The organism is Patescibacteria group bacterium, from assembly GCA_041664365.1.
Classification (GTDB): domain Bacteria; phylum Patescibacteriota; class Patescibacteriia; order UM-FILTER-42-10; family UM-FILTER-42-10; genus JAHJEX01.
Genome location: JBAYKW010000013.1, coordinates 1 through 22,960 on the forward strand (window position 1 = coordinate 1; position 22,960 = coordinate 22,960).

Below are 22,960 nucleotides of genomic sequence, written 5' to 3' on the forward strand. Positions count from 1 at the left end.
GAATGCAATAACCAAAGCATAAATAGCGATGGCTTCTGCGAAAGCGGCGGCTAAAAGCATAGGAACCAGGATTTTTCCTGCAGATTCAGGGTTGCGTCCGATTGATTCCATGGCTTTGGCACCAATTTTTCCAATTGCCAACGCAGGAGCAATGCTCCCGATACTGATGGCAAATGCTTTTGCTAATGGTACTAAATCCATATTGTGCGACCTTTCTTTTTGATTTATCGGCTACTCGACTGTTTTATTTTTGGTTTAAAGTCGGTGCCAGCAAATCGTTAATAATAATTAATAATGTAAAATGAATAATTAATAATTTTTAAACTGATCAACAATTAAATGCACTTCGTCTTTATTATTCTTCAGCTGTAAATGTTCGTGCTGTTAATAGTTTCTGCATCTACACATTATGCATTATAAATTACTAATTATACATTAACCTTAATGCTCTTCTTCGGTTGACGCAATAGTAAAATATACTAATGTCAACATCGCGAAGATTACAGCTTGAATAATACCTACAATAACTTCCAAAAACATAAACGGGATCGGTAATATAAATGCAAATATCATCGCGATTGAGGAAAGTAAAACTTCGCCCGCAAAAACATTTCCGAAAAGACGAAACGAGAGTGACGCAACCTTCGCCGCTTCACCGATAATTTCCACAATTCCTACAAACACTTTGATCGGATTTACAAACGCGATTGAAGGATCTTTAATGAATTTTTTCGGAATTTCCATTATCGCTTTGAAATTCAAAAATTTATTCATATATTTCCATGCTCCGACAATCACAACACCGAAGATATTTGATCCGATAACGGAAAATAATCCCAGCGCCAAAGTGGTATTTAAATCAGCGGTTCCTCCTCTGAAAAACGGTACAAACACAGACTGCCCGTGACCTTCCTCAATAAATCCGATTGAACCGATGCCCGGGACTAATCCCAGCCAGTTATTTAGTAAAACAAAAATAAAGATTGCAAACACAATCGGGAATATCTTTAAACTTTTTTTACGGTTTCCGGTAACTGAATCAGCCATGTTCAGTGCTCCGTCAACAATAATTTCAAATCCGTTCTGAATGCCGGTCGGGATCCTTTTGATCTGTTTTTTTAAAGCCAGGGAAAACAATACTATGATAATAACAACGACCCATGAGTTGATCAGCGAGTTCGTCACCGGAAAACTGCCGACATGAAAAACCGGTTCGGCAAATAAAGTGACTTCATGTGATACTTCACCTTGTGTTTCTATTGTTTCGTTTGCTGAATTATCGGCTACATTCTCCTCATGTGCACCTTCATTCACTATCTCTGTTGTTTCTGTCTCGTTGCTCATTATTCTGGTTCTGATTTAGTTTCCCTTTGTTTTCCTTTTCGATTTGCTTAATGTATTTTCCGGCGATGATTGTGATACCGATGCAGGATATAATAAACGCTACACCAGTTAAACCAAGAAAATACCATGGTTCAGTACCTTTTTTTTCATCCAGGTATTTACCCAGAAATAAGGCGCAGATTATCGGCACGACAATCCACCCCGTAACTTCGCCAAATACTGCTACAGCCGGTTGCCACCACGCTTTTTGTGGTTTTTTTTCTTCCATCGCCTTAAATATAAAAATACAGAAATTGACTTATTTATCCACAATTTCGCATCTATAATAATACATATTGGCAATAATATCAAGCCCCGCCATTTTTCAATTTGACTAAGTGCTGTTTTACTGGGATATCCGCAATTTTATTCATTCTTAGCCCAGTTATTCCCTATAATTATTTTAAAAGTTAAACTATGGCAGAATTGACATTTTCATAATTTATATGTAGAATTCATGAAAATTAGCTTAATTTATTCCAAATTTATTAATTAATAATCAAATACAAAAATGGATCCGCATCATTTAGCCATGCTAACGCTACAACTCGCATTTCTTTTATTATCAGCTAAATTATTTGGCCTTGTTTTTAAAAAATTTAAGCAGTCTGAGGTGCTCGGTGAACTGGTTGGTGGTATGGTAGTTGGACCTTTTGCCTTTGGTGCTATCGAACTGCCTTGGATTGGAAAACTTTTCCCGATCGCAGAACAAATTGGTGAACACGCATCTTCACTTCCGATTTCTCCGGAGTTATACTTTTTTGGTCAGATCGGAGCGGTCTTGCTATTATTCCTGGTCGGATTGGAAACTGATGCCAAACTATTCATGAAATACGGATTAAAATCTCTTGGTATTGCAATCGGTGGTGTGGTACTTCCCTTTTTCCTCGGAGCATGGGGCACGGTAATGTTCGGATTTGCCGATTCAATGATGGATACGACGGCACTATTTATGGGAGCAATCATGACCGCCACATCAGTTGGTATCACCGCACGCGTTTTATCCGATATGTATAAATTGGATACCAAGGAAGGCGTATCAATATTGGCTGCAGCAGTTATAGACGACGTACTGGGAATATTAATTTTGGCTTTAGTAATATCCCTGGCTGGCGGTGAATCCGGCGACGGAGTTTCCTGGTCAGTGCTTGGGCAGATTGGATTAAAAGCATTAATATTTTTGGGCGGAGTCACAGCGCTCGGATTTTTATTCAGCAAGAAACTGTCAAAGGTACTGCTCAAACTGGAAGGTAAGAATTACGCGGCAATTGCAGCGGCGATCTGCCTGGTAATCGCGGCAGTTGCCGAACTATTCGGACTGGCAATGATTATTGGAGCTTATCTGGTAGGAATCCTGCTTTCAGTCACTCCGATCGGAAGAGAACTGGAAGAAAGACTTTCTGGAGCATCACACATTCTGGTACCGGTATTTTTTGCTATTATGGGAACCTTGGTTGATTTTAAAGCGATGGCCTCTGCGCTTGCTTTTGGCCTGGTCATCTCCCTGTTCGCTATTGTCGGAAAAATCATCGGCAGTGGTGTTCCAGCATTTTTCTCCGGATTTAACTTTTTAGGATCCATGCGAATCGGCATCGGAATGTTACCAAGAGGAGAAGTGGCTCTGATTGTTGCCGGAATTGGAATCTCCACAGGAATTATCTCAAATGAAATATTCGGTGTCGCGATTATGATGACTTTAATCACCACCCTGATGGCCCCGATCATTCTGGTGCCATTATTCAAGAATCCTAAATCCGGATTAAAAAATGACACTGAAATTTCTGTTGAAATGATTGAGCCGTATAGAACATTTGAACAGTCCCCTCATCTAATTACTGCTCTTCGCGATTTTGTCGTGGAAACATTCGCACTGCGCGGATACGATATATTAAAAGACGACCGGGTATCCGGCATTGTTGAGATTGTACATACCAAAGACGAAAACAGACTAATCACTATAAAAAAACAGGATAGGATCCTGACTTTTGACTGCAGTAGTGAAGCGACAGCGGACGTGGACGAGATAACCAATGAAGGTCTGCAACATTTCGAACAGGCAATCTCAGCCTTAAAATCGGCCTAATAATACTGGATTGCCAAAGCTATTGCAATATTAGCACAAATATGATAATGTCCAAATATAATAACTAATTAATTTATTATGAAAAAGATAAATATTGTTTTAATGTTTGTTCTCGCAATAAGTGCCGTCTTTCTTCCTCATTCTGTACACGCATTATCAGTTTGGCAAGTTGGCGGAACGCTAGGATTAGGCACTGCCAATTTACAGGCAACAGTGCTGAATATCATCAGATGGCTACTTGGTCTACTGGGGTTGATTGGTGTAATTATGATTCTATACGCAGGCTTCACCTGGATGACAGCCGGCGGAAATGAAGAGAAAATAGAAAAGGCTAAGAAAATTATATCCGCCGCAATAATCGGCTTGGTGATAATAATTCTCTCTTGGGCAATTGTTACCTATTCGTTAGGTGTACTCTCGAACGTAATAAGCTATTAGTTGTCGGGAATAAAAAGAGTAAAATTGTCATTATCAATTAACTCAATATAATTTTCGTCAATTGAATTAAGAATATCTATTGAAAAAGGTCGATCAAGCGTTAAAACATCTGATCGTCCTTTTTTGATTATTATTCCCCTGTATTCATTATTTTTAATACTGGCAATTATTCTGTTTTCTTGATCATTACCTATTTTTTTTGAAATTGACGAAATCTGAAAACTATCAAGTACAACACCTTTATTATTGTTGACTAAAAACCCGTTGCGCTCCGACAGATATATTCCTTCATTGTCTCGTACATATTGATCGATAACCTGGTAATTGCTTTTTACTTCACGGGATGTTACAAAATTAATATCCCCACCTATTAAAAGTAATGAGCAAATTATAACTGGGAATAAAAAGAAATAGTAAAATATTCCATTATAAAAAACTTTCTGTTTGATCGATTTATGTAAATTATTTTGCGCTCTTAATATCCAATACATAATTCCAATCACTACCGACCACACTGCAGTAAATTCAAAAAAGAAATTCACATTCACCCCTCTCCTAAATATAGCAGGTAGTATTAAATGCATGATAATTATATAGATGAATAACGGAAAAGAAATTGATTTTATTTTGTTTTTTTCTTTTATAAAATAATATGTAAACGGAATAAAAAATATAACTGCAAGTTGAAGATAAAATAAACCCCTCATAAAGGAATAGTCATTCAACATTGAGTACCAGATTACATTCAAAAAGTATGTGCCGTTTGAGAGTAGTTCCATTCCTCCATGCAATAATATTAGCAGGCCTGCATAAAAATATATAAAGTGTAAATCTTTTTTCCTCTTCTGTAATATAATAACGATTACAAAAGCCAAACCTGATAGGATGAAGGTGACTTTAACAAATGTTGCTAAGGCTAGCAGGCAAACAGAAATATACCTGGTGCTTCTATTACCGCCACCTAAAAAAAACATGAAAAAACCCGCTAGGGCCAATAATGCACCAAATTGATCAACACGAAATACGGAGTACATTGAAACAGTCAGAGGAAAGCAAAGAAACCACAGCGCGGATAGTATGCCCGGTATATGTTTTTTTGTGATTGTATAAACCACCCGATAAATTAAAAAGGTGATTCCCAAAATGCATAGAAACGAAAATATTCTACCCAGGATAAAAGGGTTGATATGAATAATCTTGCTTAGAAAAGAAAAAAATACAATGACAGTCGGTGAATATAGTACGGGGTTATACATGTTATCCGAAGCGAGAGAATTATATAAATCCTGGATTGGAATTTTTGAATAATGGATTAATAGACCCTCAACATAGTCCATTTCATAAGGGAATACTATAGAATTATAGGAATAATACAGCGTTAAAACCGTTGATATTGCGAGTAAAATTAAAGCTATCTTTTCAAAACTAAAAAAAGAGAAAATGTTTTTATACTTCTCTTTTTTTATATTGTTCATATAAATATTGCGGGTATTAATCTACTCCGTCTTTGGTTTTTCTATTTCAATCGGCTCTACTTGTGATTCACCACCGGTAAGCTTCACCACGTCCTTATCAATTTTTTTAAACTCTTTGTAGGCAGAGTTATACATATTTACAGTGGTGCCGAGATGACCGCCCAGTTTTTTCAAATAGTCTTCATACGCTTTGATATGCAAATCCAGATTGCCGACCTGCTTTAATATCTCCTTTGTCTTCTCCTGAACCTGATATGCCCGCATCCCCTGCCAGAGTGACTGCAGTGTAACATAAAAAGTCGTCGGAGAAACGATATGAACTTTTTTCTCATTGATCGCGTAATCTATCAAATCCCTGGTATTGACTTTGATTGCTCCGACTTTGTTTACCAGCAGATCATAAAATATTCCTTCCGCCGGAATAAACATGAATGCAAAATCAATCGTACCCTCGTTCGGCCTGATATATTTTGCTGTTTCGTCAATCCTGTTTTTCAAATCAGTTTTAAATACCTTTTCTAAAAGTCCCCGCTGTGTACTGTCGGTTTCGTCCACAATTCTATTATAATTTTCCAGGGAAAACTTAGAATCAATCGGAATAATCTTTTCACCCAGAAACAATACTGAATCTACAATCACACCATCCTTAAATTTATACTGCATTTCATACTGATTGGGCTGAAATGAATTTTTTAAAAGCATTTCTAGCTGGTACTCGCCGAAAATACCCCTCTGCTTTGGATTGCTTAATGTGTCCTGCAGTTTATTCAGCTGATCAGAAAACTCTAAAACCTGTTTGTTTGTTTCGTCCAGCTTGGTCAGTCTTTCAGTAACATCCTGAATTATTTTTGCCGACTGGCCGAACTGCTGTTGCATCATCTTTGTCGAATCCCCCATCTTTTGATCAACTGTTTTATTCATATCTTCCAGCCGTTGTTGCAGTAACAAAAACCCGTCCGAATCCTTTTTTGAATCCTTCAATTCCGTAAACTTCTTGTTCATTTGGAACATTAACAGGCCTAAGATTAAAACGGCAAATACTGCTAATGCGATGATAAGTGTTATTAAATCCATAAACCTATATTAGCCTAATTTTAAATCTTTCGCTACCCCCGAACCAGAAACCACCATGCTAGGAATGCGAATATCATATACGGGACGTAGAAAAACGGCAATCCGTATTTTTTTCCGAATTTCAGCCAGGGAAACCAGTCCGCTTTGTCCGGACGGAAATTTTTGAAAGGCCACTCGGGATTTACTACAAACCACAGGAAATCTTCAATCACCTGGCCTAAGAAAAAACCGATCAGAATTAATCCCAGTAAATGATGGGAATAGTCTACCACCAAAGGCAATGATACTAACAAAGGGTATGTAACAACCCACAACCAGAAATGATAGCCGTTCAGATTATATTTTCCTACCTTAATTTTCCAGCCAACCTGCCGTTTTGCTCCCCCGTACTGCCCTTCTATATAAGCTTCCCAGAAGGCAGTCGCAACGAATGCCATGATTATCCATAATACTATTACGACATCTTTCATCGGGATAAATAGACAATAATTATCACCGCGGAGAATATCAAACGATACCAGACAAACGGACTGTAGTTTTTTGTCTGTACAAATCGCAGCAGGTATTTAATGCTGAAAAAACCGCTGACTGCCGCCACCAGCGTTCCAATAATCACTGAGGAAGATATTCCTTCTGAAATAATTTCCGGCAGTTTCACCAAGCCTGCCCCCAGAATAATCGGCGCAGACAGCAGAAAAGAAAATTTTGCGGCTGCTTCACGGTTGATATTTCTGAATAAAGCTGTGGTGATTGTGGCGCCGGAACGTGACACGCCCGGAACAATCGCAACTGCCTGTGATAAACCTATTACAATACTGTCGAGTAATGTAATTTCACTAATATCTCTCTTTCCTTTACCTTTCCTGTCCGCAATCGCAAGTAAAATACCCATCACAGCCAAAGTTGAAGCAACTAATAGCGGGGCGCGGAAAGATGTTTCCGCCCAGTCATCCAAAAGATAACCAAATAAAGCGCCCGGTATGGATGCGATAATAATGTATCTGATCAGTTTACGGTCATTTTTAACCGCAACATTATCCCGCTCTGTGGAAAAGAGGGATTTTAATAAGCGAATCCAGTCTTTCCAAAAAAAAGAGACAACCGCAATTAATGTGCCCCAGTGCAGTGCTACATCAAAAGCGAGCCCCGGATCCGAAAAATTAAAAATCCAGGGAAGGATTACCAAATGGCCGGAACTAGAAATAGGTAAAAACTCACCTAAACCCTGCGCGAGCCCTAAAACAATTGACTGGATATATTCCATATAATAGATTAATTCAATTTAAATAACTTCTTGGCGTTCGCAGTTGTCACATCCGCTACTTCTTCAAAAGAGATGCCTTTAAGTTCGGCGATCTTTTCCGCGACATATCTTACATATGACGGCTCATTTCTTTTACCACGATAAGGATCCGGCGCAAGATACGGGGCATCCGTTTCTACCATCATATTTTCCAGAGGAATTTCTTTGACAACAGCATGCAGCTCTTTGGCGTTTTTAAATGTTACAATTCCGGTAATCGACAGATTTAAACCCATATTAATGATTTGTTTTGCAGTTTTCAGATCGCCGGTATAGCAATGCACCACTGCGCGAATTTTGGGATAATCTTTTACGATATTCATTACATCCTGGTAGACACCCGACGGATCTTCTTTTGTACCACGGCAGTGGATAGTTACTGCTTTGTCTAAATCAACAGCGAGAGATATCTGTTCCCGGAAAACTTCTTCCTGCTTCTTCTTTACAGTTTCTATATTTTCACCATCCGGCATATGATAATAATCCATTCCGACCTCGCCGATCCCCACTACTTTCGGGTCTCTGGCAAGCTCTAAGTATGCCTCTTTGTCATATTCTTCCTGCCTAGAACTGAAATCTATTTCGTCTTCATCAACGTGCATTTTGAATAAATGGATCGGATGCAGACCGACAATCGCATACACGCCTTCAGTATAATCTTTGGCGATATTTACTGCACGCAGGCTGGTTTTATATTGACTGCCGACATTTATCACCCAGATATTATTTGTTAAGGCACGATCAATAACATCCGGACCGTCATCCTTAAACAGATTAAAATTTACGTGTGTGTGGGTATCAATCAGCATATTATATGATTGTATTTAATTCAAGCAGAATTTTCGGCAGAAGAAAAGATATGAGACTCCCGATCTTTTCAAATATCGGAATCAGTGCTGAGTTTCCAAATATTGTAATAATGTCTTCAGCCAACTCAAAACGAATAATAACGAAAACCCCGATTCCAATAAAAAACATTCCTTCAATTAATCCAAAAATCAGTCCTCCGACTTTATTGATAACCGCCAGGAAGGGAAATAGAAAAAGAAGTTTAAGTGCTTTACTGATGATGCTTGCAATAACACCAAACAGCTGGCTGACAATTATAAAAATACCAAAAAATGCGATTATTCTTGCCCAATTCTGCCCATTACCGATTGACTGCGCCAATGGTTCGTAGAATCGGCCGGCGATGAAAGCGCCGATTAAAACTCCCAAAAATGAACCGAAGGAATAAAAGAATCCCCCTTTTAATCCTGAAAATGCAAACGCACCCAGTAAAAATATTAATATCCAATCGATGTTCGTCATTTTTTAAATGTAAATACTGGAAAATCTTTATTGATCAGGAATAACTCGACCGAACCGCTACAGAATTTCTCCATATACCCGACCATATCCTGCATCGCCTCTTTTGTTTCAATCGCATTCACAGGCGATATCCCTTCTATATATATAATTGCGTCTTTTGTCTGTTCAGTGATCTTTGATTTGTCCGCTTCCCGCCAATTAAACCGTCTGCATAATACATCTCTATATCCATCAACATATATAATTTCCCCCTTTTGCGGGGATTCATTTGTTTCCGAATAAATTGCTTTAAAGTGTTCTTCACCAGTTGCAGTTGTTAATTCAATATTACCCTGAATTCTTCTTAGATCTTCTCCGCCGACCGGCAACAGATGCTTAAGGGATATCAGATTATAAATATCCACTAAATTATTTATCGATGGTAGGTTATCGCCTTTTGACACTCTTTTTACCAGTGTTTCAATAGATGAACGATAATGCGATCCGGCACCGAATTTCGTATAGGCCTTCCGCCAGTTTTGGATATTCGGATGTTCCGACACTTTCAACTCGCTGAAAATACTCCGGCAAAACATTTCTTCATTACGCAACAACTCCGCTATCTCCGGCATTGTCTTTGTGTTATCTAGGCCCTTGAAAACCGCAACGGCAATCTGCAATTCCGGAAATAATTCAAACACTTTTGGAGATACAGTAAACTTCATACTCTATATCCTCGGAAAAAGCGGTTCACCTTTTAATATTTCTTTTGCCAGAAATCTATCTTCAATCTTTTTCGCTGTTTCCGGCATAAACGGCTTAATTGCTTCGCTGATTGATAATAGGTCACTTGCCACTTTCTCTAAAAATTTTGCCCTATCGCTATTATCTTTCGTCATTTCCCAGGGTTTTATTTTCTGCAACTCTCCATTTAAATCACTGATTAGCGAAAACACAGTTTTTAAAGCTTCGTGGAATCTAAGATTTTCGATGTCTCCTGAAATACGATTAAACAGTTCACCGGAACCTTTTGGTATAATTTTTATTTCGCTCTGTTCAATCAGGTTAGCGACTCTGGAAACAATATTTCCCAGTCCGTTTGCCAAATCAGAATTGAACTGTTCGTCGAATTTTTCCTGTTTGATATCCCCATCCTGTCCGAACGGAAACTGCGAGATTAGAAGATAGCGTGTGGCATCCGCACCGTATTTTGCCACCAGATCATTCGGATCAATTACGTTGCCGATTGATTTACTCATCTTCTGTCCGTTGATGGAGAAAAAACCGTGCAGAAAAAGCTGTTTTGGCGGTTTTTCACCGACTGCAAGCAGAAGTGCCGGCCAGTAAACACAATGAAATTTCAGAATATCCTTGGCCATTATATGAAAAGGGTTCTGCCACCATTTTTCAAAATTCTGCCGGTCATCACCGTAGCCGATTGCTGAAATATAGTTTTGTAGTGCTTCAACCCAGACATAAGTAACCTGCGACTTATCAAAAGGCAGTGGAATTCCCCATTTTACATTTTCACGTGATACGGAAAAATCTGAAAGACCCTGTTTAAAAAGACCCAGCGCCTCTTTTTTCTTGTCTTCCGGCAGAATCCGTATCTCATCTTTTTCAATTAGTTCCCTGACCTTATCCAGATATTTGGTGAGTTTGAAAAAATAATTTTTTTCGGAAATTTTCTCCGGCACTTTCAAATGGTCCGGGCATTTACCGTCCACCAACTCTTTTTCCGTCAAAAAGTTTTCACAGCCGGTACAATACAAGCCCTCGTAAGAACCTTCGTAGATATCTCCCTGATCAAACAGTTTCTGCATAAATTTTCCTACTGCTTCTTCATGCCTTTTATCAGTCGTACGGATAAAATAATCATATGACAGGTTTAGATTATCAAATGCCCTTTTAAACAAAGCGCTGTTTTCATCACAAAATTGCTGGGGTGATTTATTAGAAAGTTTTGCTGAATCGGAAACTTTCGCTCCGTGTTCATCAGTTCCGGTTAAAAAAAAGACCTCATCGCCTTTTTGCTTGTGCCAGCGCGCCAGAATATCCGCTGCTACTGTTGTATAAGCATGACCGATGTGAGGCTTGTCATTAACGTAATAGATCGGCGTTGTGATAAAAAAATTCTTCTGGGTCATATATGATTAGTAATAGTATTCAAATCCTAAATTCTAAGTTCTAAGCATCAAAAAATATTTAAAATCCAATGTTCAAATTACAAATATGATAATTTCAGCTCGGTTTGAAATTTTATATTTTGGACACTGAGTATTATTTGGGATTTAGAATTTGATATTTGGAATTTTTTCAGTGATATATTAGCAAGCATTAATCATATATCATTTAGGCACATAAATAACTTGAATAACTATCAGACCTCCAGACGTTCTTCTTTTTCTTTTCGATCCTCAAAGAAATCGCTCAAAAATATTTTAATTATAGTAGCAGTAGGAACAGCTAAAATGATCCCGGCAATCCCAGCGATTTTCGCTCCGATTAACATTACAACAATCACTACCAATGGATTCAATCCAACGCTTTTCTGCATTACTTTCGGAACGATAATCTGATTCTCGAGCTGTTGAATAATGATATACAAAACAACCACCATCAACGCTTTAATCGGAGAATCAGCGAATGTTAAAAATACCGCCGGAACCGCGCTGATAATCGGACCGATATACGGAACGAATTCCGCCAGCCCGGCAAACAAAGCCAGAATTAATGCATATTCAACCTGCAGAATAGAAAGCCCGATGTATGTTAATGTGAAAATTATCAACCCGAGCACCAATTGCCCCCTGAGCCACATTCCCAATTTTCTCTGCACCTGGTTTATCTTATGGACAAAATACGGCTGATATTTGCTGGGAGCGATAAATAAGAAAAATTCCTTCATTCCCGCCTCGCCGATGGTCATATAGAAAACGATAACCAATACCGCGAACAGTCCGAAAATAGCACCGAAGAAACGCGAAGACACGGTAAATATTCCACCGCCTAATTGGGCGAGTGTTGTATTAATATTGTTTAAAGAATCCTGCACAGTTGACTGGACACCGTAATCATTGGAAAACTGCTGGAAATTTGAGTACACCTCAGAAATTTTTTCAAAATATTCTGGAAATGAATTGGTTATGTCTTTTACTTGCTGAATAATCGGCGGAATGATTAACGCGATGGTTACCGATATAACTGCAATCATGACTAAATATATAATCAGGATTCCAACCGCCCGGGGGATTTTTCTTTTCTGAAAAGCATCAATCCATGGATCAAGCGCAGAAGCCAGCACAAAAGCAATAAAGATAATTGCCAATATATCTTTTATTACATAAAGAAACCAAAGCAAACTAAAAATTGCAATTACTTTCAGAATTGATTTGGTTGAGATACTAACTTCACTTTTCGATTTTAACGGCAACATTTACTTATATTTCAATTACAATATAAACATATTATAACACAAAATTTCTAATCACACCTAGACCTTTAATAACGGGGTAAATTCGCTATTTTTAGAGAAAGGGCCGATGATGACCAGGTTCAGCAGTTGAGTTTTAAACAGGTCATTTGCAACTTTCTGGATGCTTTTCAAAGTTACCTTATCAATACTGCGTAATTTTTCCTCCAGCGTATGCGTCTGATTCTTTAATAGTTGCTGTGATCCGTACCACCCCGCGATACTTTCCGAATCCTCCATTTCAATTGTCAGCTTGCCGCGTAGAAAGTCTTTTGATTTTTTCAACTCCTCTTCAGTCACGCCGTTCTGTTTGACATCCGCAATTACTTTCAATACAGCCGAAATTGCCTGCTTTACCCGCTTGCGATCAAGACCTGCCTGCACCACAAAATTACCCGTATCTTCATACAGATTGGCGGATGAGCGGATTAGATAGCATAACCCTTGGCGCTCTCTTAAATTAATGAAGAGACGTGAACTCATGTTTCCACCCAGGATTATGTTCAGCAGTGCCAGTGCATTAACGTCTTTATGGAAATACGAATACGCAGGAAAGCCGATGCACAACTGCGCCTGTTCAGTTTTCCTGAATTGCAGTTTAACCCGTGGATTGCTCTGATTGACAACGGCTTTTTTAAACGCCGGAACTTTCTGTGTTTCTTTTGAGAACTTAAAATACTTTTCAATCAGATTAAAACCCTTGGTCGGTGAAATATTTCCGGCTACAACTACCAATGTATTTTTCGGCTTATAATATGATTTTTTGAATTGCATCATCTGCTGTCTGGTGACATTTCTAATTACTGATTTTGGCCCGCTGATCTGCTGGCCTAAAAAGCTTTTTTCACCATAAACCAATTCCTCAAACAAAGTATCAACATACATTTGAGGGTTATCCTGGTACATATTTATTTCCTCTTCTATTACTTTTCTCTCTCTGTTCAATTCCGTTGCATCAAACTGGGAATTAATCAGCGCATCCGAAAGGATGTCAAAAACAAGCTCTGTCTTTTCATAATTTGCTTTGATATAGTAGCCGGTATGGTCTTTACCGGTAAATGCGTTGAATTCCGCGCCAATCCCGTCCAGCTCCTTGGATATTTCCAAAGTCGAAGGCCGACGCTTGGTTCCTTTAAACATCATGTGTTCAATAAAGTGGGAAACTCCGTTTACATTCGCGCTTTCATAGCGAGATCCGACCCTTACTAATACCAGTAAGGTAATAGTTTTGGTTTCTTTCAAAGGAGCAACAATCCCCTTCATACCATTGGCAAAATTTTTCTTTTGATATTTCATATTTATTCCAATCTAGGATTCTAGTTTTTTATTTATATAAGCTAATAATTCGCTGACCGGAACCCGCTCTTGTTCCATTGTATCGCGGTCCCTGACTGTAACCGCTTTATCTTCAAGCGATTCAAAGTCAACCGTCACGCAATACGGCGTACCGATCTCATCCTGACGGCGATAACGCCTGCCGATTGATGCCACCTGATCATAAACTACCATGTGTTTGACTTTTAGTTCATCAAAAATATCCAAGGACATTTTTGTCAGGTTTTCTTTTTTAGAGAGTGGCAGAATCGCCACTTTATAAGGCGCGAGGTCTTTGTGCAGTTTCAGCACCATTTCTTTTTCTTTATTACTCTCCGTGGTAGTGGTCCTGCCACCTTCAACTTCAGTATAGGCATCCAGTAAAAATGCCAGCGCCGCGCGCTCGACTCCGATGGAAGGTTCAATTACAAAAGGAATAAATTCTTCCTGTGTTATGTCATCTTTATAAGTGAAACCATGCGCTTTTAAATCGTGATCCGCTCGATTAGCGATACCCATTAATTCCCCAAATCCCTTGTCTCCGCCAGAGGCGGATCCGCCTTGGGAGGAAAAGGGAAATTTATATTCAATGTCGATCGTTGCCTTGGAATAGTGCGCCAACTCTTTTCCCTTCTGCTCATATTTACGGAGATTTTCCTTTTTAATTCCCAGATCCAGAAACCACTGCATGCTCAAATTCACCCATTCATCAAACCATTTTTTATCATCTTTTGGATTGATGAAATATTCCAGTTCCATCTGTTCGAATTCGCGCGAGCGGAAAATAAAATTCCCCGGTGTAATTTCATTGCGGAATGCTTTTCCAATTTGAGCAATTCCAAATGGTATTCTAAACCGCATAGCCGCCCTTACAGTATCAAAATTCACAAATATATTTTGTGCTGTTTCCGGTCGGAGATAAGCAACAGATGCCGTATCTTCAGTAGGTCCGACGTGTGTTTTGAACATTACATCAAAATTCTTCTCTTCTGTGAATTCACCGCCACAATCCGGACATTTTTCCTTGATCATTAGATCATCCGCTTTAAATCGATGATGACATTTTTTACACTCAACCAAAACATCAGAGAATCCACCAACATGACCGCTGATTTCCCAGACCTTCGGATTGGTGATGATAGTGGAATCCTGCCCCACTACATCGTTGCGCATTTGCACAAACCTCTTCCACCAGGCTTTTTTAATATTATTTTTTAATTCAACTCCCAGCGGACCGAAATCCCAAAAACCCTGCAGACCGCCGTATTTTTCTCCCGAAGGGAAAATAAATCCCCTCTGTTTACACAGGGAAACCAGTTTTTCCATTTTATCCTGTTCGGTATTTTTATTCATATTGTTAATTAAATTTATATTTCAGTATTAATAATTAATATTCAATCTAGAGTTCAGGTGCTTTTTCAATCCGAATTGTTCCACCCTGTTCTAAAACCACTACATCCCTTCGTCCGATTTTCCCTGAAAGCATTGATTTTGCCAGAGAGCTGTCCACTTGTTCCTGGATTACTCTGCGCAAAGGCCTGGCTCCCATTTCCGGATTGAAACCGGCTCTGGCCAGTTCTATGATAGCCCCTTCATCCGCACGCAGTATTATTCCTTTTTTTGCCAGCTGGTTTGCCACCTTATTCAGTTCCAGTTCGGCGATCGTTACTACTTGTTCAAAATCAAGCGGTTTAAACACAATCACTCCGTCGAACCGGTTTAAAAATTCCGGCTTGAATGAGCGCTTCAATATTTCATCGTTTAGCTGTTTGGTAATCTGTTCAATAGTCAGTCCCATCCGCATTCCGTCCTGGATTTCCGCGGTTCCGGCATTGGAAGTTGCGATTAAAATCAGATTCGTAAAATCAACCGTCCTGCCGGCACCATCCGTCAATCTGCCGTCATCCATCACCTGCAAAAATACATCCAAAATATTCGGGTGCGCTTTTTCCAGTTCATCCAGCAATAATAAAGAGAATGGCGCGGACCTGACAGCTTCGGTCAGATATCCTCCGGAGCTGGCGCCCCGATAACCCGGTGGCGCACCTATTAGACGGGCAAGCGAAGTCATATCCTGATATTCTGACATGTCTAGCCTGATGATCTTTGCTTCACTGCCAAAATACACGTCAGCGACCGTCTTTGCCAGTTCAGTCTTTCCTACGCCGGTCGGGCCAACAAATAAAAAGTTGGCAATTGGCCGATTAATGTCCCGTAATTCTGCACGGGCACGGCGTAGAGATTCTGAAACCATCTTCACTGCTTCGTCCTGACCGACTACTCTTTCGTGAATCTTTTCTTCCAGATTCATCAGCAATGACTCTTCCTCGGCTGTAACTCTGGTCACCTTCACATTTGTTTTTTCAGAAAGTACGGTTGCTATTTCTTCGCGGGTAACCACCGTATTTTCACCTTTTGTTTCACGGGTATAGACTGCCGCTTCTTCAATAATATCCAAAGCTTTTGAAGGTAAATAACGGTCATGAATATACTGACGGGATAATTTAACCGCGCTTTCTATGGCCTCATAAGAAAAAAATACTTTATGCCGATATTCTATCCCGCCGGAACGCGCTTCCAATACTTGAATTGCGGCATTATCATCCATCTCTTCCACTTTCACAACCTGGAATCTTCGCATGAATGAATCATTGTTTTTGAGATACATGTTAAAATCCGTAGTTGTAGCAACACCAATAACCTGTATTACCCCTTGGGACAGGGCGTTGGCTAAAATTCCGGCGGCATCCTGTGCCCCGCCGGTACTTCCGGCGCCAATTAAATTTGCAATGTCATCAATGAACAAAACAACATTTCCGGCTTGAGACGTTTCTTTGATTGCTGTCAGCATTCTATTTTCAATTTCTCCCTGCGCTCTAGCTCCCGCCACCATCGCGCCGGTATCCAAACCCACCAATCTCTTATCCTGCAAAACTTTTGGCACATCTTCGGCTGTCATTCTTTCTGCGATACCTTCTCCAATAATTGTTTTTCCCACGCCCGAATCACCGACCAAAAGCACATTTCCGATTCTTTGTTCCAGGATTCTGATCGCTTCTTCCACCTCTTTCTTTCTGCCGATCAGAGGAAAAAGAGCGCCCGCCCGCGCAGCCAATGTCAGATCCCTGCTGAAACTGTCCAACATCGGAGTCGGCCGTGCGGTCATCGCGCGGTTCATGATCCCTTTCGGCTTGAGCTGCGCTTTGGACCGGTACTGTCTCCATTTTGCCCTTAAAATTTTATTGATATAAATCCATTCCGCTACATTTTGCAACTTGCTGTGGTCAACTTCCAAATCATACAAAATATCTTTGGCCTGTTTTTGTGTCCGGGTCATAACGATCAAAAGCTCTGTAATATCAACCTTACTTCTTCTCAGAACGCTGGCTTCTTCATATGCCAAAAATAGCAGTTGATAAAACTCCGGAGAGAATCCTGTTTGCGAGCCGACTGTGTTTTCATCTGCTTTAAGCGCTCGCAGGACTTTTTCACTCAATGTCTTCATGCTGATTCCCAGTCGTGCAAAAATTGTGGTACTTTGCTGAATATTCAACATGGAAGCCAATAGATGAATTGAACGGACTTCTGTTTGTTTCAGCCTGTTTGCCAGTTTCCATGCTTCCTCAACACTTTTTAGTGCTTCCTCGGAAAAAGTTTTACTGATATCTATTTTCCTTTTTTTCGGCAAAAGAGCTGCCTGATCATACGACAGTTCAACGGCCGGAGGGATAATTTGAGACCGGCTGTGTTTCTTTACCGTATTACGATGACTTGCTTCCTGATCCATCCGATATGCAATATATAAATTACCCAGCATGCTGATCCAGAAAAGCAGGATTCCCGGCTTTCTAAGATAAAGAAAGTTTTCAAATGACTTAATTGATCCGGCAAATTTTAATATCGTTAAAAAACCAAATATTAATCCCGCGACTGAAAGTAAAATCAGCATACCGTTAATCGTGATTCGAACAGCCCGCTCCATTTTTTCTTCTAAAATAGATAATGTGTTCATTTTTTTGCCCCAAAACAAAACATCACCAAAATAGAAAGCAAACATACCTAATCCTTGGCATTTTGAACACATCACTTCTTCCTTACTGCTGATCAATCTGGAATAACCGTTACACCGATCGCAGGGAATCAGTTTAATTGCCTGTTCTTTATTATTCAGTTCGTTATTTTCTGAAGGCATTGATAATTTTTAATAAATGATGCTCCGAAATTTCGAATAATTGAAAGATAATTGAATAGATCACGATAATCGGCAATACCAGCCATACAATAAACAAAAGCGCCATTAATACACTCCAAATTGATATTGAAATCAACAAAAATACGTACTGGATGATCCTCATGAAAAAACTGATAATTCTTCCACTCTTTGAATAATCGCCGTACATCGGTTTTAGCAGGTTTTTAAACAATATGGATATACCCAAAGCGTTGGCCACTCCCGCAATTTCCCGGCCGATAAAAAACAGCACTTTTTTTGTGCCAGTTGTATACCACCAAACAGGAAAATAGATTAATTTCCCAATTAATTCTAAAAAAACATATTTTAGCGCGCTTACAAAAGCATTATTCATCCCGTTAGAGATCCCTAATAATAAACTAAATCGCCATCGAACAGTAAGTTATATCCTTGTTCAGTTCTCACTTATCTAAGGTCAGTGGATTTACCTGCTAATTCAATTTTGACATCATGATACCCCGTTTTTTTCATTAATCTCTAACGGGATTCATGAATATATTTTAGTATATTTTGCACTTATTGTAAAGTTAATATTTCTTTCACAATAACCAATTTATCTATTTTTAGTATACAAAAACTCCGATATAACTCGGAGTTCAATCACTAATCATGTTATCTATTTTACAGGCGGAATTTGCTTGATGATATCATCCGCAGTTGAAAACACCTGCAAATCTTGCACGAATTCTTTCGGCATTGCACCCATATTAATCATGGACTGCAGAAGACCGACCCAGTAATTACTGATAAAAACCATCTGGGGCGGTTGCTTCGGATGAAATTTTCGGTTATTTACATGGGTTATCGCGCGCATCAGCATCATTAATGATCCAATTCCACCGCGGAATATCACAATAATCGGAGCGGCAGTCGCCAGTACTTCAATTCTCGGCGTCGGCGCATTGGTAATCACAATCTTTCCAAATTTTGTTTTGTCCTTTTCCAGTTCAGGAAAAATAATTCCCATGCTATTATCTTTTGCCACTTGCGAGACAGCTTCCATAATTCCTGAATTCCTGCCACCACCCATAACGATTCCGCCCTGTTCCATAATGTATTCGGTTAGTCTCGCTGCTTCCAGACATTGCGTATGATCAGGCTTCAGGGTACCACTGCCGTTGATTGAAGCAACCAATCCTTCGCTTTCGTAAGTCATTAAAAATTCTTTTGATGATCCATGGATTGAAAGCCAGGCATTTTTATTTTTTATTTCTGCCTGCTGAATCATTTCACCGACTGTACGGCGCTTCTTTTTAATATATAATTCTTTTGAATTGGTCATAATTTTTTTATTATTCGTATCGCAGTGCATCTAACGGATTGATTTTCCCCGCTCTGCGGGCTGGATAAAGACCGGTAAATACACTGACAAAAAATGCTATGCCGATAACAGTTCCGACAAACCAAAGCGGTGTTGTAAAAATGTGGACCTGTTCACCGCCGGCTTTGGATGCTAAATAGTTGATGCCATAATTTACACCTCTACCCATTAAATATCCGATCACAACTCCGATAGTACCTCCAGTCATTCCGATCATAACCGCTTCCACTAAAAATAAACGGTAAATATCCTTGGAAGTCGCACCCATGGCTTTCATTACGCCGATCTCTCTTGTCCTTTCCAACAATGAAACAGTTAGCGTATTTAATGAACCCATCGCGGCCACGAACATTGCAATCGCGCCGAACAAACCCATAATCAGCTGAAATACTAAAAATATTTTATCAATTTGACCTACTGTATCAGCAATAGAATCTACCTGATATCCCATGCCTTCGATCTTTGCCCGAACTTCCGCGAGCTGCGCTTCATCGGTAACTTTCACCCGCGCCAGTGTAAAGTCATCTCCTTCACCTACTTTAACTTTTGCTTCACTATAATCCGGACTGAAGCCCATATTTTCCAGGAACTTAATCGGAACATATGCGATTGCCAGGTCATCTTCATCAACTATTACGCCCTTAACAATTACTTTCACCTCTTTTGCCACCAGTTGCTCTTCTTCCGTCCCTTCAATCCTTTCAGGAACCAGTAGTTTGAGGTCTAGTTCAGTGCCGACTGCCGGTTCAGGATCAGACATACCGATCAGATTCAAGGCGGTACTGGTAACTAGAATCTCTTTCCCGACTTCATCTGTAAACAATTCGCCATAATTTACCTTGATTCCTTCCATACTCAAAAATTTCGGATCCACGCCATAAACGGCTGTATCTGTGACAGATTCAGCTACACCTATCTGACCAGAAAGGCTAAGCGATGGACTAACACCTTCAACACTATCGATATTATTAAACTGGTCTACTACATCCTGATCGAGAGCAAGCAGTGTCGACTCACCCTTTGATACATCCAGTATTGTTAACGCTTCAACATCCGTTATCTGACTTTTGATCAGCTGCTGCAGACCAAAACCAAGTGACAGCAAAAAGACAATCAAAGAAATACCGACGGCCATACCGCCAATAGTTAAAACACTTCTCAGTTTTCTTCTGGTGAGATTAGATCCGGAAATAAATAATATGTATGGTAATTTCATGTACTATTCCTTAAAAGATCCGCTTCCTTCTACAATCTGTCCGTCACGGATATAGATTGTTCTGGTCGCATATGAAACATAATCGATATTATGAGTAACCATCAGCAATGTCTTTTCTAGTCTTTCATTTAGGTCTCTAAAAAACCGCATGACTTTCCCGGCAGATTCCGTATCAAGGTTACCCGTCGGCTCGTCGGCAACCAAAATCGGCGGATTGCCGGTCAATGCCCGGGAAACAGAAACTTTCTGCTGTTGTCCGCCGGATAGTTCCGTCGGCATATAGTTTGCATGGTCATCAACACCCATTTCCTTTAAACGGAACATAGCAATATCCATCCGTTCTTTTCTACCCACATTGTTGATAGCAAGCGGCATGGCAACATTTTCTATTACATTAAGAGAACGGACCCAGTCAGCTTTTTGGAAAACGATACCAAACGTAGCATATCTGAATTTCGCCAATTGATTTTGGTTTAATTTCGTAACATCTTGACCGTTAATTTTAACTGTACCCGATGTCGGATATTCTAATCCAAGTAAAGTATTTAAAAGAGTTGACTTACCGCTTCCGGAAGGACCCAGGATAATGATAAATTCTTTTGGATATATTTTAAAATTTATGTCTTTTAATACAGGGACAGTTGTCTTACCAACTTGAAATGATTTATTGACATGCGATAACTCAATAAGTGGTTTTCTGTCACCGCTCGTTTTTTTTTCTGCTATTTTAACCTGAGCTGCAAGTTCACTGATTGATGGAGCTTTTTTTTCAGGGCTTTCAACCGGTTGCGTAGCTATTGTGCCACTTTTTTTAATTTTGCCATTTTTAATGTCTATACCACTAGACTTTTCGGAATTTCCGTTATTTTTATTCCCGTTTTTGGCAGTTTTGTTTGTTTTTACGTTGGCCATATTTAAACAGATATTGCTAACCTATAAGGCAATTATATTAACATTTATTATTATACAATATTTCATTATTTTTCGCTATTTGTGGATAACTCAATATGTTTTATCACCTAAACGCCGTACCAACCCAGGAGAAAGTCTCTTCCAGGTTAGAGATAACTAGTTGTAGGAACGATTCTCTTTTCCGTGAGGTGAGCACAGTGTATGATCCGGATTTAGAAAGGTTACCGGCTTTGTCACGGGATGCTGTCCTAAAATGGTAGGTTTTGGCAGGTGACAGTTCGGAGATAACAACCAGGTGATCCATAACCAACTCAGCGTTTTCTTCCGACTGGTCAGTAAATTCAGCGGCGGATAACCCGACACCGTATTCTACCTGCGAGGTGGTGGCTTCATTAGTCTTCCAGCTGATGATGATTTGGACAGTGGAGGTTTCTCCGGAGCCGATCGTGTTGGATTCCGACTGGATACCGGTGATGACCGGAGGAGTAGTATCCTCAAGAGTTGTGAAAGTGTTTTCTTCTGAGACAGCCTGGTAGCCGAACTGGTCAAATCCTTTGACTTTGTATTGGTAATTAGTGGCATCCTCAAGGCCAAAGAGTAGAACAGAGTGTTCTGTCACTTGGGCAGAATTGCCTTGGGTTTTTGGTGCGATTGCCTGGTTGTAGTATTCCACTTCAGAGGATGTGGGAACATTAGTAGTCCAGGTGACTTCTGTTTGTCCTTGGGATCTGTTTTCGTATGAAATCTCCAGTACTTTCGGGAATGTAAGAGTGGTAAAAGAATAATTGTCAGAGTTTATAAAATTACCATCACTGTCAGAACCTTTTAAACGAATATTATAGACAGAACCATCCTGAAGATTTTCCAGCTTCATTGTATGGTTAGTTGTTAATGACCCTGAATTATCGGATTGAGTGATTCCATAATCGGTAGAAAATCCATATTCCAGTACCGATGTTAACGGCAAATTCGTTTCCCAAGTAATCAGAGCATCAAAAAGTTTTACATCAGATATTTTTACATCCGATACTCTTGGCGCCTCCAAAGTAGTAAAGGTGTCAATTACAGATATAGCAACGTTACCATCCAGATCCCTGGATCGCACACGGTAATAGTATTCAGTTTCCGGTTCCAATCCCTCTAAAATAACTGCATGCTTTTCGCTTTCTTCGATAGTCCCCTGTTCTTCCCCGAGTTCTTGAGTTATGCCGTATTCAATATGTGAATCCGCATCACGGTCGGTTTCCCAGACAATTGTAGAAGTATATGAGCCCTCTTCAATTGTAGGCATTTGAGTTATTGCCGGCGGAGTAGTGTATCTTCCTTCCGGGATGTCTGACACCGTGGTGGAGTCGGCAGATGTAGCTCCGGCAGTGTCTTTGGCATTCACATAGTAGTAATAGATAGTGGCATTATCCAGATCCACA

Annotated in this window: 22 protein-coding genes; 2 read left to right on the forward strand and 20 right to left on the reverse strand. The window is 39.7% G+C overall.

The window, feature by feature from the left end; translation table 11 throughout:
• The 3 genes from WCW66_06300 to WCW66_06310 all read right to left on the reverse strand — a co-directional run.
• Window positions 1-201: ATP synthase F0 subunit C (locus WCW66_06300; protein MFA6392320.1), on the reverse strand; the 201-nt coding region annotated here is incomplete at its 3' end.
• A gap of 240 nt (window positions 202-441) precedes the next feature.
• Window positions 442-1,344: a FoF1 ATP synthase subunit a gene (locus tag WCW66_06305; protein MFA6392321.1), complete on the reverse strand. Its 903-nt coding sequence runs from the start codon at window positions 1,342-1,344 to the stop codon at window positions 442-444.
• Window positions 1,307-1,612: an AtpZ/AtpI family protein gene (locus WCW66_06310; protein MFA6392322.1), complete on the reverse strand. Its 306-nt coding sequence runs from the start codon at window positions 1,610-1,612 to the stop codon at window positions 1,307-1,309. Before WCW66_06310 ends, WCW66_06305 begins: the two co-directional genes overlap by 38 nt.
• Before the next feature lie 303 nt (window positions 1,613-1,915).
• Here WCW66_06310 and WCW66_06315 point away from each other — a divergent pair, with 303 nt between their 5' ends.
• Together WCW66_06315 and WCW66_06320 are read left to right on the forward strand one after the other, a co-directional pair.
• Window positions 1,916-3,466: a cation:proton antiporter gene (locus WCW66_06315; protein MFA6392323.1), complete on the forward strand. Its 1,551-nt coding sequence runs from the start codon at window positions 1,916-1,918 to the stop codon at window positions 3,464-3,466.
• Between the two features lie 78 nt (window positions 3,467-3,544).
• Window positions 3,545-3,904, forward strand: a complete 360-nt coding sequence (locus WCW66_06320) for a hypothetical protein (protein ID MFA6392324.1) — start codon at window positions 3,545-3,547, stop codon at window positions 3,902-3,904.
• Here the strand turns inward: WCW66_06320 and WCW66_06325 are convergent.
• The 17 genes from WCW66_06325 to WCW66_06405 all read right to left on the reverse strand — a co-directional run.
• Window positions 3,901-5,379, reverse strand: a complete 1,479-nt coding sequence (locus WCW66_06325; protein MFA6392325.1) for a hypothetical protein — start codon at window positions 5,377-5,379, stop codon at window positions 3,901-3,903. The genes WCW66_06320 and WCW66_06325 overlap by 4 nt on opposite strands.
• Before the next feature lie 21 nt (window positions 5,380-5,400).
• Complete coding sequence (locus tag WCW66_06330) at window positions 5,401-6,453, reverse strand: DNA recombination protein RmuC (GenBank protein MFA6392326.1); 1,053 nt, start codon at window positions 6,451-6,453, stop codon at window positions 5,401-5,403.
• 32 nt (window positions 6,454-6,485) lie between these two features.
• Entirely contained in the window at window positions 6,486-6,923 is a 438-nt protein-coding gene (locus WCW66_06335) for a hypothetical protein (GenBank protein ID MFA6392327.1), read from the reverse strand.
• On the reverse strand, window positions 6,920-7,717 hold the full coding sequence (gene uppP, locus WCW66_06340) for an undecaprenyl-diphosphatase UppP (protein MFA6392328.1): 798 nt from the start codon (window positions 7,715-7,717) through the stop codon (window positions 6,920-6,922). Before uppP ends, WCW66_06335 begins: the two co-directional genes overlap by 4 nt.
• A gap of 8 nt (window positions 7,718-7,725) precedes the next feature.
• Window positions 7,726-8,565 carry a TatD family hydrolase gene (locus WCW66_06345; GenBank protein MFA6392329.1) on the reverse strand — a complete coding sequence of 280 codons (840 nt, stop codon included), beginning with the start codon at window positions 8,563-8,565 and terminating at the stop codon, window positions 7,726-7,728.
• Between the two features lies 1 nt (window position 8,566).
• Window positions 8,567-9,067 (reverse strand): CvpA family protein, encoded by a 501-nt coding sequence (locus WCW66_06350; GenBank protein MFA6392330.1) that lies wholly within the window; start codon window positions 9,065-9,067, stop codon window positions 8,567-8,569.
• Complete coding sequence (locus WCW66_06355) at window positions 9,064-9,771, reverse strand: phenylalanine--tRNA ligase beta subunit-related protein (GenBank protein MFA6392331.1); 708 nt, start codon at window positions 9,769-9,771, stop codon at window positions 9,064-9,066. Before WCW66_06355 ends, WCW66_06350 begins: the two co-directional genes overlap by 4 nt.
• A 3-nt stretch (window positions 9,772-9,774) precedes the next feature.
• Complete coding sequence (locus WCW66_06360; protein MFA6392332.1) at window positions 9,775-11,193, reverse strand: class I tRNA ligase family protein; 1,419 nt, start codon at window positions 11,191-11,193, stop codon at window positions 9,775-9,777.
• 233 nt (window positions 11,194-11,426) lie between these two features.
• A complete protein-coding gene (locus WCW66_06365) occupies window positions 11,427-12,482 on the reverse strand; it encodes an AI-2E family transporter (GenBank protein MFA6392333.1) in 1,056 nt (351 codons plus the stop codon).
• 57 nt (window positions 12,483-12,539) lie between these two features.
• Window positions 12,540-13,814, reverse strand: coding sequence for a pitrilysin family protein (locus WCW66_06370; protein MFA6392334.1), 1,275 nt, complete (start codon window positions 13,812-13,814; stop codon window positions 12,540-12,542).
• Between the two features lie 12 nt (window positions 13,815-13,826).
• A complete protein-coding gene (locus WCW66_06375) occupies window positions 13,827-15,185 on the reverse strand; it encodes a glycine--tRNA ligase (protein ID MFA6392335.1) in 1,359 nt (452 codons plus the stop codon).
• 46 nt (window positions 15,186-15,231) lie between these two features.
• A complete protein-coding gene (locus WCW66_06380; GenBank protein ID MFA6392336.1) occupies window positions 15,232-18,024 on the reverse strand; it encodes an ATP-dependent Clp protease ATP-binding subunit in 2,793 nt (930 codons plus the stop codon).
• Complete coding sequence (locus tag WCW66_06385) at window positions 18,008-18,418, reverse strand: hypothetical protein (GenBank protein ID MFA6392337.1); 411 nt, start codon at window positions 18,416-18,418, stop codon at window positions 18,008-18,010. Before WCW66_06385 ends, WCW66_06380 begins: the two co-directional genes overlap by 17 nt.
• A gap of 282 nt (window positions 18,419-18,700) precedes the next feature.
• Window positions 18,701-19,366, reverse strand: coding sequence for an LOG family protein (locus tag WCW66_06390; GenBank protein MFA6392338.1), 666 nt, complete (start codon window positions 19,364-19,366; stop codon window positions 18,701-18,703).
• A 10-nt stretch (window positions 19,367-19,376) separates the two neighbouring features.
• Window positions 19,377-20,621 carry an FtsX-like permease family protein gene (locus WCW66_06395; GenBank protein MFA6392339.1) on the reverse strand — a complete coding sequence of 415 codons (1,245 nt, stop codon included), beginning with the start codon at window positions 20,619-20,621 and terminating at the stop codon, window positions 19,377-19,379.
• 3 nt (window positions 20,622-20,624) lie between these two features.
• A complete protein-coding gene (locus WCW66_06400) occupies window positions 20,625-21,533 on the reverse strand; it encodes an ABC transporter ATP-binding protein (GenBank protein MFA6392340.1) in 909 nt (302 codons plus the stop codon).
• 103 nt (window positions 21,534-21,636) lie between these two features.
• Window positions 21,637-22,960: hypothetical protein (locus tag WCW66_06405; GenBank protein ID MFA6392341.1), on the reverse strand; the 1,324-nt coding region annotated here is incomplete at its 5' end.

Coding starts and splice junctions, on each gene's coding strand:
- WCW66_06305 (MFA6392321.1), bottom strand. CDS start 1,344: ATGAGCAACGAGACAGAAACAACAGAGATAGTGAATGAAGGTGCACAT.
- WCW66_06310 (MFA6392322.1), bottom strand. CDS start 1,612: ATGGAAGAAAAAAAACCACAAAAAGCGTGGTGGCAACCGGCTGTAGCA.
- WCW66_06315 (MFA6392323.1), top strand. CDS start 1,916: ATGCTAACGCTACAACTCGCATTTCTTTTATTATCAGCTAAATTATTT.
- WCW66_06320 (MFA6392324.1), top strand. CDS start 3,545: ATGAAAAAGATAAATATTGTTTTAATGTTTGTTCTCGCAATAAGTGCC.
- WCW66_06325 (MFA6392325.1), bottom strand. CDS start 5,379: ATGAACAATATAAAAAAAGAGAAGTATAAAAACATTTTCTCTTTTTTT.
- WCW66_06330 (MFA6392326.1), bottom strand. CDS start 6,453: ATGGATTTAATAACACTTATCATCGCATTAGCAGTATTTGCCGTTTTA.
- WCW66_06335 (MFA6392327.1), bottom strand. CDS start 6,923: ATGAAAGATGTCGTAATAGTATTATGGATAATCATGGCATTCGTTGCG.
- uppP (MFA6392328.1), bottom strand. CDS start 7,717: ATGGAATATATCCAGTCAATTGTTTTAGGGCTCGCGCAGGGTTTAGGT.
- WCW66_06345 (MFA6392329.1), bottom strand. CDS start 8,565: ATGCTGATTGATACCCACACACACGTAAATTTTAATCTGTTTAAGGAT.
- WCW66_06350 (MFA6392330.1), bottom strand. CDS start 9,067: ATGACGAACATCGATTGGATATTAATATTTTTACTGGGTGCGTTTGCA.
- WCW66_06355 (MFA6392331.1), bottom strand. CDS start 9,771: ATGAAGTTTACTGTATCTCCAAAAGTGTTTGAATTATTTCCGGAATTG.
- WCW66_06360 (MFA6392332.1), bottom strand. CDS start 11,193: ATGACCCAGAAGAATTTTTTTATCACAACGCCGATCTATTACGTTAAT.
- WCW66_06365 (MFA6392333.1), bottom strand. CDS start 12,482: ATGTTGCCGTTAAAATCGAAAAGTGAAGTTAGTATCTCAACCAAATCA.
- WCW66_06370 (MFA6392334.1), bottom strand. CDS start 13,814: ATGAAATATCAAAAGAAAAATTTTGCCAATGGTATGAAGGGGATTGTT.
- WCW66_06375 (MFA6392335.1), bottom strand. CDS start 15,185: ATGAATAAAAATACCGAACAGGATAAAATGGAAAAACTGGTTTCCCTG.
- WCW66_06380 (MFA6392336.1), bottom strand. CDS start 18,024: ATGCCTTCAGAAAATAACGAACTGAATAATAAAGAACAGGCAATTAAA.
- WCW66_06385 (MFA6392337.1), bottom strand. CDS start 18,418: ATGAATAATGCTTTTGTAAGCGCGCTAAAATATGTTTTTTTAGAATTA.
- WCW66_06390 (MFA6392338.1), bottom strand. CDS start 19,366: ATGACCAATTCAAAAGAATTATATATTAAAAAGAAGCGCCGTACAGTC.
- WCW66_06395 (MFA6392339.1), bottom strand. CDS start 20,621: ATGAAATTACCATACATATTATTTATTTCCGGATCTAATCTCACCAGA.
- WCW66_06400 (MFA6392340.1), bottom strand. CDS start 21,533: ATGGCCAACGTAAAAACAAACAAAACTGCCAAAAACGGGAATAAAAAT.